This is a genomic window from Streptomyces sp. NPDC000594, assembly GCF_040299965.1.
Classification (GTDB): Bacteria; Actinomycetota; Actinomycetes; order Streptomycetales; family Streptomycetaceae; genus Streptomyces.
On the sequence record NZ_JBEPCY010000010.1, the window covers coordinates 89,439 to 101,226 of the forward strand.

An 11,788-nucleotide genomic window follows, 5' to 3' on the forward strand; every position below is an offset into this window, starting at 1 on the left:
GGGCAGCGCTTTGGAGAGTGCGGAACTGCCCCCGGACGGGTGTCCGGGGGCAGTTCCGGGGGCGATCGGGACTATGGGGATCCGGACCGGCCGCACATCATGTTGTACCGCCCGGCGAGACCTTCCGCTCAGGGTCGAGGGGTTGCCCGGGCGGTACCGCGTCGCGTTCTCGCTGTCAGTCGCTGATGCCGTAGTAGTCGGCGAGGAACTGGACGATCTGGTCGGCGTGGGGGAGGAGTTGGGGGAGGTGGGTGGTGAGGGCTGCGCGGGTGGCGGTGGAGAGTTCGCCGAGGGAGCCGGTGGCGGTGGAGGTGTAGGGGTCGAGGCGTTGGATGAGCTGGTAGTTGCTGGGGATGTCGATGTCGTGGAGGGCTTTCTCCAGCGGAGGTGCGGTGCTGCTGGGGATGGCGGGGAGGATGCGGGAGATGTAGGTGACGCGGTGGAGGATGCGCCAGCAGGGGGGTTTGGCATCGCTCTGGCGGGCCTGTCGGAGGGCGGCGGCTGCGGCGTCGTTGCTGCCTGCGAGCCAGGTGGGGTCGGCGACTTTGTTGTAGAAGTCGTCGAAGTGGGTGTTGTCCTGGCCGAGGTAGAAGGTCATGAAGCGGTACGCGTCGACCTTGCCCGGGGCCAGCAGAGGTTTGCCGGTGGTGTCGTATTGGGGTTTGCCCGCGCTGTCGTACTGCTGGAGGTCGCGGGTGGGGTTGCAGACGATGTCGAGGCTGTGGGTGCGGGTGGATTCCTTGGAGCGGTGGCGGGTGACGGTCATGCCGCCGCCGACGGAGGCGTCGAACTGGACTCCGGCGCCGACGCCGGCGATTTCGAAGCCGATGTCGACGGAGGCGGTGACGGAGCCGGAGAGGCTGTAGGAGCCGCCGGTGGTCTGGGTGACGACGTCGACGGTGCTGGTGGATTCGGCGAAGAAGCCGCCGTCGGCGGTCCAGACGTAGGTGTTGGCGATGTTGCGGTTGGCGAAGGCGTCCTGCGACTGTGACGGCGCGCTCTTGTCGGGTGCCGGTGGCAGGGGGCCGGAGAAGGACTCCAGGAGGCGCTGGGCCCGGCCGGCGGTGGGGTCGCTGTCCCCGGTGTCGGTGGAGACGTTGTTGTAGTAGCTCTCCAGCTCCTGGCTTTCGCGCAGGATGCGCCGCTTCAGCGCGTACGCTTCGCGGGGTTTGAAGTAGCTGTACTCCCCGTACACGGTCGCGTTCGGGTAGGCGGGGTCGAGGACTTTGCCGTGGTCGTCGGAGCCGACCGCGCCGTCGAGGGTGCCCTGTTTGGTGTATTGGGGGTTGAGGGGGAAGTCGATGATGTTCCAGTCCTTGGGGATGTCCGGGTTCGGGAGCATCCGGTACGCCACCAGCGCGCCGGTGTGGGCGAGTCGCAGGGCGTAGACGTCGGCGGTCTCGGACTGGACGAGCGCGTAGCCGGTGTTGGCGGGGACGTAGCGTTTGCCGATGGCCTTGTTGAGGATGTGGTTGGGGTCTTCCCAGTGGCCGGTGAGGGTGGCGGAGGTGTCGCGTTCGGTGGTGGTGCCCTGGGAGACGCTGGTCTCGTCCGTCCAGGCGTTGGAGAATTCCAGGCTGCCGCCGACCTTGGCCCGGACGGTGACCTGGGCCAGCGGTTCGGCGGTGCCGAACCCGAGCGGCGCGGTCAGCAGCAGGATGTGCTCGTCCACCTCCACCCCGGCCGCGAGGTGGAAGGCGGTGTTGACACTCTTCTCCGTGTCGGAGGACAGGGTGGAGGTGACGGTCTCGGCCTGGCGGAAAGTGACGCTGGAGCAGCCCTCCGGATCATGGGTGGTGGAGGTGAGGTTCTCGGAGGGGACGGGGGGTGCGCCTTCGATGTAGCCGATGAGCTGGGGGTCGAACTGGACCTGGCCGGCCCATTCGCTGATGAGGTCGCCGACCTTGTAGCCGGTGGTCAGATGCCAGGTGCCGTCGGTGGTGTGGCTGTAGGCGCGCTTGAGGACGCCGCGGGTCTCACCGGCGGGGGTGTACTGGACGTCGGCGTACTCGCCGGCGGCGGGCGGGGTGGAGATCAGTTCCTGGAAGGGGGTGCGAACACCGGAGAGGGCGGAGCGGACGGCGGCGGTGTCGGTGGACACGGGTGCGGTGGACAGCAGGGTCTTGGGGCGGGTGGTGTCGGTGCCCAGGTCGAGGTTGTTGCCGCGCAGGGACTGGTCGGCGACGGATTCGGCGGTGACCGCGGTGGAGGCGTCGTCGAAGGGCCAGTACCCGAGCAGATCTTCCTTGTCGCCCTTGAGGCGGGTGAAGAGGCTGTCGAGGATCTGCTCGGGGCTGCGGGCGGTGCGCCACAGCCGCACCTCTTCGAGGGTGCCGCCGTAGAAGTTCCTGTAGGTGCCGGACTTCTTGAAGGCGGCGAAGGTGAGCTGGTCGTCACCCCAGTCGTTCAGCGGGTTGGGGTCGGGGGTGTCGGTGGGGATGGGCTGGCCGTTGCGGTAGAGGGTGAAGGCGGAGGCGCTGGGGTCGGGGTCGGGGGCCCAGCGGGCGCCGCGGAGTTTGAGGTCGAATCCGCCGACGGGGTCGGTGGTGGTGTTGCCGGTGTTCTCCTCGAACGTCCAGCGGGCGAGGAGGGCCTCGTCACGGGGCTGGAGGGGGGTGCCGAGCCGGTCGGTGTCCCGCGCTTTGCCCCAGATGCGGACTTCGCCGACCGTGCCAGTCAGCGGGTAGCGGGTGGTGCCGTCCTGGGCGCGGCCGATCTCCAGTACGCCGTCGTTGCCCTGCGGGCCGGGGCCGGTGTAGCGGGTGGTGCCGTGATCGTGGCCGTCGACATAGAACTGGATGTCCTGCCATTCCTCGACGTCCACCCGCTCGATCACATCGAGCTTCTGCACGGTGGTGTTCCCGTCACTGTCGGTGATGGGGAAGTCGCGGGTGCTCTTGACCTCCTTGGTGGTGCGTCCGGCGCGGCGCACGACGGCGATGCGGTGGAAACCGGCGGTCAGCGCGGTGGAGGAGGTGAACCGCTTGACGGCGGGTCCGGGTTCCTCGAACGCGAACTCCAGCTTCCCGTTCGCGAGGACGGAGAGCTGGTAGGGGACGCTGCCGCCGGCTCCGTCGGCGAGCCGCCCCTTGGACAGGAGGCCCTGCCGGGTGCCGATGGTGTCGATGGTCGCGAACACCTCGATCGTCAGATCACCGGTGATGTCGAGCTGGTCGGCGTCCGGGGTCTCCGCCCACGAGGAGCCGTCGAACCGTAGCGCCCACGACTGCTCGTACACCGCCGCCAGGTGGGCCCACTGTCCGAAGGAGTAGATGTCGCGGCTCTGGCGCACTTTGTCCCCGACCGCTGCCACGACGTGGTAGTCGGAGATGGCGGAGTCACCGGCTGCGGGACCGGGGGCGGAGCTGCCGTGCAGGTTCTGCCCGCTGAGGTCGACCAGCTTGTTGTTGCCGCTCTGGTGGGGGTCCCATATCCAGGATCCCACCAGGCCGGGTTCGCTTCCGGTGATCCTGCGCTCTTTGTCGTCGTTGATCTCCGAGGCGGACCGGACGATGTTCCAGCCCCGGAGTTCCGCGATGCTCCCCGAGTAGCGCCGGAACGGGGACTTGGCGTCGCGTCCGACGACCACGTTGGCCCGTTGCCCCGGCAGGTTGGCCGCCGTTCGGCGGGCCACTTCGACGCCGTCCCGCACGATGGTCTGGATGCGTGTGGTGTGGTCGAAGGTGACGGCCCAGTGGTGCCACTCGCCCGCCGGGCAGACGGCATCCGTGGTGAGGGCATCGACCGTGCCGGAGCCGTTCTGGAGGCTGAACTCGAACTTTCCGTCATCGGTGAAGCCCATCACCAGGACGTTGTCCTCGATGCCGACGACGGGGTTCGGGCCTTCGGAGTTGACTCGGTTGAGCCAGCATTCGATGGTGAAGTCCCCTGCCAGGGGGTTCCAGGGGTCGATGATGACGGTCTGCTTGTCGGCGGGGTCGAAGGTGGCGCCGCCGGACAGGGCAACAGGGGCCAGGCTGAGCGTGGCCCTGGTTCCTGCCTGGTTGAGGTGGATCACCCGTCCGGCGGAGGACTCCGGGATGTCGGGTTTGATCCACGCCTCGGCGGTCAGGTCCCCGGCCGGAGTGGCGACCTGCGGCAGCAGGCTGTCCGGCAGGGCGAGGAACTGGGCTTTGCCGTCGAAGATGAAGGCCCGGCCTGGGGAATCCCCGCTCCAGCGGACGCCGTAGCCGGTGACTCGGACGGTGGCGGTGCCGTTCGGTACGGCGTTATCGGCTTTGGAAGCGCTGACCGTGACCCAACGCGACCCCTTGGCGAGCGAGGCACCCGGGCGGGAGGCGGTGGCCAGGGCGGAGTCGTAGGGGACCAGGGACACCACCGACCCCGCCGGGGCGGCGGGTGGTGCGGTGGTCACGGTCACCCTGGTGGCGCCCGGGGCAACGGCACCGGTCACCCGGTAGCAGATGTCCCCGATCTTCAGATACCCGGCGTCGGGCAGCGCGACGGGGGTGCCGACGGCGAAGGTGACCACCGTGCCCTGGACCGAGTCCACCGTGCCCACCGGGACACTTTCACCGGGCGTCCCGTTAACCACCGCGGCCAGCTCCCGTGCCGCGCGCGGCACCCCGGGGAACGTCTCACTATCCTTGCCGCGGGTGATCGTCAGATCGCACAGCCGGCCGACGGCGGCCTCGTTCCTGATGTGGTCGGCGACCTCGATGGTCATGCCGTTCAGGTCCACCCCGGGGTCCCGGGCGGTGAACTGGAGCGTCTGCCCGCCGCCGGTCAGCTGCTGCACACCCCGCAGGGTGCCGGTGTCGAGGTAGGCGGCGAAGAACTGGCCGTTCGCGCCCCGGAAGTAGAGCGCCACCCGCCCGTCCGCACCGTCCATCAGGAACGGCGCGGTGTCGGTGCGCGCGAACTTCAGCAGCCCCCCGGCGCAGCTCAGACCGGCCACGTCGACACTGATCGGGGCCAGGGCGACATCGCCGATGCCCAGGAGCCGGTTCAACTCGTCCTTGGCGGACTTGATCTCCGCCCGCTTGGCGAGAAGGTCCCCGTTCAGTTTGTCGAGCTCGGAGGTGACCTCGGCCCGGCGGGCCATCAGGGAAGCCAGCTGCGGAGTGGGCGCCGGTCCTACCGGCGTTCCTGAAATCAGCGTGCCATTATTGGCCTCGCCGGGCTCGGTTGCACCCCCCCTGCTGGCCATGATCAGCCATGTGTCGTCGATGGCGTGCTGCAGACGGAAGGATCCCGGGAAGGAGCCGTCGATGTACCAACGGGCACTTTCAGGCACCGGATCGGTGTACTCGCACCCTACGGCTTCAATCTGTATGCCCTCCTCCCTCGGCATGAGGATGGTCGTCGGGAAGTCGCCGGGCAGGTTGACGCCGTACAGAGCCACGGCAGGGTTGCCGTAGCGTCCGGCCACCCCGGTGAGCGGCAGCGCCCACCACTGGCCATCCCAGCGATGTACCCTGCCTTGCATCTTGTAGGTCCATCCGAGTGCGTCCCGGTTCCCGCTCTGGATGCCCGAGATCTGCGAGTCCAGCCGCAGCCCCTCGGTCACCAGAGGGTCGATGAGCTTCTGGATCCCGGCCGCCTGCTCCTCCAACCCGGGGATGATGATCCCCTCCAGGTTTTTGGCCCTGTCCATGCTCTGCTCCTGGGCCAGGCCCAGCTCGGCCAGGGGGACCACGTCGGGGATGTCCGCGAGCCGTCCGTCGATCCCGACGCCGAAGTCGATACTCGCGATGTACGCCTCGGCCGCCGTGTTCCCGGTGAGGCGGGTGGCGAAGGCGAGCAGGACCCTCGCCTGGCGTTTGACGGGCTGCGCATCGGCCCGGTAGCCGGATGCGGCGTCCTCCTGCTGGTAGTAGAGCGTGGCGGCGAGGCCGGAGACGGTGTCGCGGCCGTCGACGGTGAAGCTGTCACGGCGGACCCCGGGGTGGTCACCGACCGGGGCGGAGGAGGCCACCCATTGCGGAGGGGAGTCCAGATGGGCGTGGGCGGCGGTGTCGGTCTGGTCGTGGGCGGTGGTGCCGTCGGCCTCGTCGAAGCGGTAGTAGGCCACCAGACCGGGCTCGTTGCCGATCAGCCGGTACGCCAGCTCCCCGGCGATCTCCTGCTGGTGCCTGGCCCGGTTCCAGATCCGCAGCTCGTCGATGGTCCCGCTGTAGAACGGACCGTGTTCCCTGGCCCCGATGTGTACGAGCGCTGACTCGTCACCGGAGGCCGGCAGGACCTTGCTGCCGCTGAAGGCGCCGTCGATGTAGAGGGTGGCGACGGTGCCGTCGAACGAGGCGGCGATATGCGCCCAACTGTCCGGCGCGATGGTCTGCTCGGAGGTGAGGGTGCCGCCGCCGTGATCGAGCGCCACCTGACCGGTTTCGGTGATCCGTAACTGGAAACCGCCCTGCTCCGGACCGTTCCACCGGGCGAGGACCGGACCGCCCGCCGCCCCGGGTTTGACCCACGCCTCCACCGCATAGGCCCTGCCCTGGAACTTCAGCGCGGGCGCGTCCCCGACATTCAGATAGTCGCCTGTGCCGTCGAAGTGGAGCGCGGTCTCGGCGTGCCGGGTGTCGGGGACCAGCGGGACCAGGGGCTTGCCGGTGAACGGGCAGGTGCCCGGCGCCCGCTCGTACACCGACCCCCGGTACTTGGGGTCGGGGCTGGTCCAGTAGCGGCTGCCCTGGGTATTGAACAGGCCGTCCGGGTCCTGCTCGATGTTGAACGAGTCGATGCGCCCGGTGATGCTGTTGTGGGCGAAGAACTGCCACCGTTGCTGCCCCTGCACCGCCGTCGGGGTCAGGACGGCGGTGAACCGGCCCCCCGTCAGGTTCCGGACTAGGTCCAGCTCCTGGGTCGGCTCGAAGAACGCCTTCCCGTCCATGTCGGCGGGGCCCAGACTGTCCTTCTCCGACGCGGGCACGGTCTTGTGCCGGCTCCGCTTGAACCGCACCTCTGCCACCGGCTTCAGACGCCCGCCGACCAGCAGGAACCGGTCGCACAGCAGCGTCCCGTCCACCACCGGCGCCGGCACCAGAGGAGTACCCGTCGTCACCACATCCGGCCGGGCACGGTCCCCGGTGGAGCCGATACCGTCGGCGAGGGCGAACACCGCGTCCGTGTGGCTCGCGTCGATGGCCTGCCGCAGCACCACCACATGCGAGCCGTCCGAGATCACCTGGAACGGCGCATCGGGCGCGGTCAGCCGCGCCGTCGACGACAGGAACGGATCAATCTCTTCCGGGGTGAGGACATCCGCCGGTCCGGCCTCGGTCTTACTGCCCTTCTTCACCACCGGCATCGCGGTCGCGCCGGCCACCGCGTAGCCGACCTTCACCACCTCGCCGGGGAACGGTAACTCGGCCGGGTTCTCCGACCAGTACGCGACATCCAGCTCGCCCTTCGCCTCGTCATAGGAGGAAAGGTCGAGGACCGTGTAAACGATTCTGCGTTTGTCGTCGACCGCGAAGGCGATCACCGTGCCCTGATGCCGCACCATCGTCGTATGGGTATAGGTGCGGTCGCTGTAGATCTTCACCAGACTCTGATCAGCCGTGCTCATGAACCATCCCTCGGACAGGCCACCCCTGCGAAGCAAGGCGTGGGACAGACGGGTGGAGCAAACACCGGGACAACAGAAAGAAGCCGCCCCCAAGGAGCGGCAAAGACGCGGTCAACACGAGGCCGGGCACAGCAGACCACACCCCACCCCCACCGAATATCGAACACAAGGCCAAAGATCTTCGAACGCTTACGGAGTGGCGCATACTTCATTCCTGCCGCGGGACGGATGCCCGCCTGTCACCGCAAAGCCCGCGCCCGTGCCGGCCACCACCGAGCCGTACATCTGCTGTTTCCTTGGCGGGCGCGGAATCACCACGGCAGCCGTACTTGTCCGGCAGCCCGCGCATGGCGCAACGCCTTCACTCAAGTCCTGCAGTGCGACCGAGGGAAATGGCCCAAAACATCCCCTCCAGGACCGGCCGTTGGCCCGCCGGAACCGGAGCTGCCAGCCGCGTGGTGGTGAGAAGCATGCTGTGGCCCCGGCCGGACGTTCGCTGACCGGGGCCACACAAGCGAGGGAACGTTACGCCGAGCGTGCGGCAGCCTCGTTGCCCAGGCCCTGGTTTCCTGTAGCAGTGGACGCCGCAACCAAAGGGTTGCTGAGCGGTGGCGGAATGGCGCGCAGTTGCCGATGGGCCCTGGGTATCAACTGGACGACGGCCTCGGCGGCGGCGTGAGCGAGGTCGTCCAAGACGGACTGGTAGATGTCCCGGGTGACGCGGGCGTCGCTGTGGCCGAGGGTTTACTCCCTGGCGAAGCAGGATGCCTACCCCTTGAAGGTGCTCCGCCTCGGCAACGCCTACCGGGTCGTCGCCACCGACCTCCACCGGCTCCCGAGAGTCACGCTGGAGCCGTGAGGCCGGTGCCAGGTCAACCGTCTTCGCTCCCTGCCAAGAGGGCCAGCACGCGTTCCACGGAAGGGTTCTGATCCCTTTCTGTGTCCCAGTGGTGAAAGATCTCACCGGTCAGTTCAGCCAGGCCGTCCGGCAACCCCACAGATCGCAGCGCTTCCGCGATCTGATCCATCTCGGGTGCCCAGCGCCACGCGCGGGCCGCGACGCTCGGCAGGTACTCCGGGGCCGAGAGGACGTTGGAGGACATGCCTTGTGCCTCCTCGGCCAGAAGATCGGATACGCCATGCCGTGCCGCGAGGGCATGTGAGATCGCGGCCAGAACCCGGGCCGATCGCTGGTAGCTGGTGAACGCCAACTTGAGGGCCGACGCGGTACCGAGATCGGAGCCGACGGTGCGGACCTCAACCGCGGTTCCCCCGAACAGGCCGTCCACCAACGCCACCGCGCCCGAGTCGCCGGCCAAGTAGATTCGGGCGCTTCTGCTGGAGTCCGCCGCCGGTCCGAAGATCGATCCGTCGAGCACTGAGCACCTGGCAGGCATCCTGTCGCTGATCCGGCGTACCAGATCCGGGGTGATGGGGTTCGACTCCACGAAGATGCCCTCGTACCTCTGTTCGGCTACCGACATCGCCGTGTCCTCGGCAACGTGAGCTGGGCAGATGGACAGGGCGATGTCGGTGCCGGAGAGCGCTTCGGCGAGCGTGTCACACGGTTCGAGGCCGGCGGCCTCGGCCCGCGCCCGGGTTCGCGGGCTGCGGCCGGTCGTCACCCACCGCACTCGGTGCCCATTGCGCACGGCCGCCGCCCCGATGGTGGCCCCCATCGAGCCAGGATGAAGCAGGGTGACGATGGTCATACAGGGCCTCCCGGCGGGAGTTCGCGGGCGAGTCGTTCTTGGTGGGAGATCAGAGCCTCCCGCAGCCCGATGCCCATGGGTGAGTGTCCCCCGGGGTGGGCCGAGAGCTGTCGCCCGAACTGTCCCAGGCGCTTCCGAACGCTCTCGATACGGCGCTGCCCGTTCACCTGGATCACCTCGTGGACCTCGATCGCGGCCCCTTCGAGGTCGCCCCGCCCCATGCGGGCGACCGCCAGATCCATTCTGGCGAGGCTCAGTTCTCCCAGTCTCACCTGGCCGTCGGGAGCGGAACGGAAGTCGGCCACGGCCTGCTCCGCCATGGCCTCGGCATCGTCGAGGCCCGCGCTGCCTCCCAGCCAGAGCCGGGTGGTGCTCGCACAGTAGAGCTGCTTCCCGAGCGGGAATGCCATCATTCCCGGGAGGACGTCCTCGCTGGCCTGGTCCCGCAACCGGTCGGCTTCGAGAAGGGCGGCGAGGGCCTCGGAGGACTGCTGGAGCTGGCCGTGGGAACGGGCCTTGATGCTCGCCAGCCGGATGGCGGCGGTACCGTGCTCCGGTACGTACTGGCTACCCGCCTCAGCGAGGCGTACGGCGGTCTCCGGCCGCCCGTCCCAGTAGGCCATGAGTGCCTGAAGGCCACGCACCCATGCCCGAAGGCCGTTGTGGCCGGCGGCCTCGCCGCAGAGGAAGGCGGTTCTCGCCTGGGTCTCGGCCGCTTCGTACCGGCCCAGATCGAAGCTCGCGTTGGCCAGTACCCCGCAGAGCGTTCCTGCGGCGAGATAGAGATCAACTGTTTGGTCGGGGCGCTGGTGCCCTTCCAGTAGCTCGAACGTCCGGTTACGGAGTCGGCGTACCTCGGCGAAGAGGGACTGGACCGGACGATTCGGGTACGTGCTGACGATGCGCCGGATGTCGGCTTCCAGTTGCTCCAGTGTGGCCGGACCGACGTTGGTTCCCTCGACGCGCGCCGCGAAGTCCGCTGATTCCTCGGCTGCCGCCATGACCATATCTTCACCCGTGAAGGCGTGATCCATACCTGCCGTGTCATCGTCGCCTGTGCTACTGGCGGAACCCGCCGTGACGGAAGGTGGGAGGGCGGGCGGCCTGAAGAGGGCGTCCACCGGTGTGGGCCGGAACAGATGCTCCAGGATCCTGCGGGACTCGCGGCGGGGCTGGCCCTTGAGGTCGCCCCGCAGCCACCGGTTGAACTGCCGGACTTCCACACGGGCGGTGGCGAGGCTCGGCGGCCCCTCTGCCACGGACAGCTCGCGGGCCGCCGATGCGTACCGCCGCGCGAAGACATGGGGGTCCGTCCACCCTCTCTGCTGGATCAGCAGACTGAACAAGGTCGGGCTCGACCCCTCCATAGCGGTCCCTCCTGCTCGGCTCGGTCCCACGCTAGGCGCTCGCTTTCCACAGAAGGAAGCCGCCGACTTCCCGTAGCCCCAATGCGACCTGGAACGACTCGATCAAGGTCGGATACGGCAGCACAAGTCCCGGCAGGACAGTCGCCAAGTCCGGCTCCTGGCGAAAGGCTCCTCCCCTACCGACGGTACGAGCGCCGTCGCGGTGAGTGCCCGTGATGGTTCGACCACGGCGAAGGGGGCGAGAAGTGTGATTCTGTTTCGCCGGACATTGCCCCCCACTCCTTCTGCGCAGAGCCGTATGCCACCAGCCGGCTTCAGGCCCCAGGAGCCTCCGGACTTACTGGCCCGGCTGTTAACCGCCTTACAGCTGGACCTCTACTCGGTCACCGAGGTCTATGACGACCTCAACGACCTCGTCGGGGAGCACGCCACGACCGAACCCGAGACGGAAGCCGTCCAGAGGTTGGCCGCCGCGCTCGACCACATCCTGCTCCGAATTCAGGCACCGGAACTCGCAGTGCGCTGTCCGCCGGACACCGTTCGCCGGGCACAACGAGCAAGGGCGTGTGCGTATTCGGAGGGTGCCCAACCGTCTTTGGCTGACGCTCGGGGCCTGGCGCTGGCCGTCCTCAACCTCCTCGATTTGGTGGGTGAACAGCTTTGAACACCGATCCGTGTCCCGGTACTGGAACTGCTGAAACTCAGGTGAACCCTTCGCACCGGAGCACTCCTCTCGCTCCGGTGCCGCCGCTCGGTCCGGACCACCTTCCGGACGAGGTCCTCATTCCCCGCCCCATGGCGTCGGCACTGGTCCTGATGGACAGGGGGCGGCTGTGAGTAAGCCGTCACACGCAAGGACCGGAAACCGCCGGGCCCTAGCCGTCCACTCCGCCCTTCATCCAGTGCGCGCGCTTCGCGCCGGGCACCGCAAATCCCTCAAGGCCACTGGCTTTGGCCTGGCGAAGATCGTCGGCATGTTCCTGTTCTTCGCCGGCTTCTGCGGATGGCTGGTCAGCCAGTTCGCGGCGCATCTTCTGTAGACCGGTCGCCCCGCCAGCCCGGCCCCCACGCTTGCGGGGCAGCGGGGCGACCTCCGGGAGGCGCTGTTCCATCGTGGCCGGCATCGGCGAATCCGCACCGCCAGATGCCGTCTGCCTCGAAGGTCGCGCTTCCCT

The 11,788-nt window shown here is 68.3% G+C and carries 6 protein-coding genes and 1 pseudogene; 3 read left to right on the forward strand and 4 right to left on the reverse strand.

The features are described from left to right. Positions 1 to 175 precede the first annotated feature (175 nt). Together ABT354_RS16815 and ABT354_RS16820 are read right to left on the reverse strand one after the other, a co-directional pair. Positions 176 to 7,534, reverse strand: a complete 7,359-nt coding sequence (locus ABT354_RS16815; protein ID WP_351494271.1) for a LamG domain-containing protein — start codon at positions 7,532 to 7,534, stop codon at positions 176 to 178. Positions 7,535 to 8,059: 525 nt separating this feature from the next. Next, positions 8,060 to 8,278, reverse strand: a pseudogene (locus ABT354_RS16820) (hypothetical protein); the annotation flags it as partial. Here ABT354_RS16820 and ABT354_RS16825 point away from each other — a divergent pair. Then, positions 8,241 to 8,393: a hypothetical protein gene (locus ABT354_RS16825; RefSeq protein ID WP_351494273.1), complete on the forward strand. Its 153-nt coding sequence runs from the start codon at positions 8,241 to 8,243 to the stop codon at positions 8,391 to 8,393. The pseudogene ABT354_RS16820 and the gene ABT354_RS16825 overlap by 38 nt on opposite strands. A gap of 13 nt (positions 8,394 to 8,406) precedes the next feature. On the opposite strand, the gene ABT354_RS16830 is transcribed toward ABT354_RS16825, so the two are convergent. Both ABT354_RS16830 and ABT354_RS16835 read right to left on the reverse strand, forming a co-directional pair. Then, positions 8,407 to 9,246, reverse strand: coding sequence for a DUF1932 domain-containing protein (locus tag ABT354_RS16830; RefSeq protein ID WP_351494275.1), 840 nt, complete (start codon positions 9,244 to 9,246; stop codon positions 8,407 to 8,409). After that, positions 9,243 to 10,613 (reverse strand): NsdA family TPR-like regulatory protein, encoded by a 1,371-nt coding sequence (locus tag ABT354_RS16835; protein WP_351494277.1) that lies wholly within the window; start codon positions 10,611 to 10,613, stop codon positions 9,243 to 9,245. The genes ABT354_RS16830 and ABT354_RS16835 overlap by 4 nt, the downstream gene beginning before the upstream one ends. Before the next feature lie 247 nt (positions 10,614 to 10,860). Here ABT354_RS16835 and ABT354_RS16840 point away from each other — a divergent pair, with 247 nt between their 5' ends. Continuing rightward, positions 10,861 to 11,277 carry a hypothetical protein gene (locus tag ABT354_RS16840; protein WP_351494279.1) on the forward strand — a complete coding sequence of 139 codons (417 nt, stop codon included), beginning with the start codon at positions 10,861 to 10,863 and terminating at the stop codon, positions 11,275 to 11,277. Between the two features lie 238 nt (positions 11,278 to 11,515). Then, complete coding sequence (locus tag ABT354_RS16845) at positions 11,516 to 11,653, forward strand: hypothetical protein (protein ID WP_351494281.1); 138 nt, start codon at positions 11,516 to 11,518, stop codon at positions 11,651 to 11,653. Positions 11,654 to 11,788 lie beyond the last annotated feature (135 nt).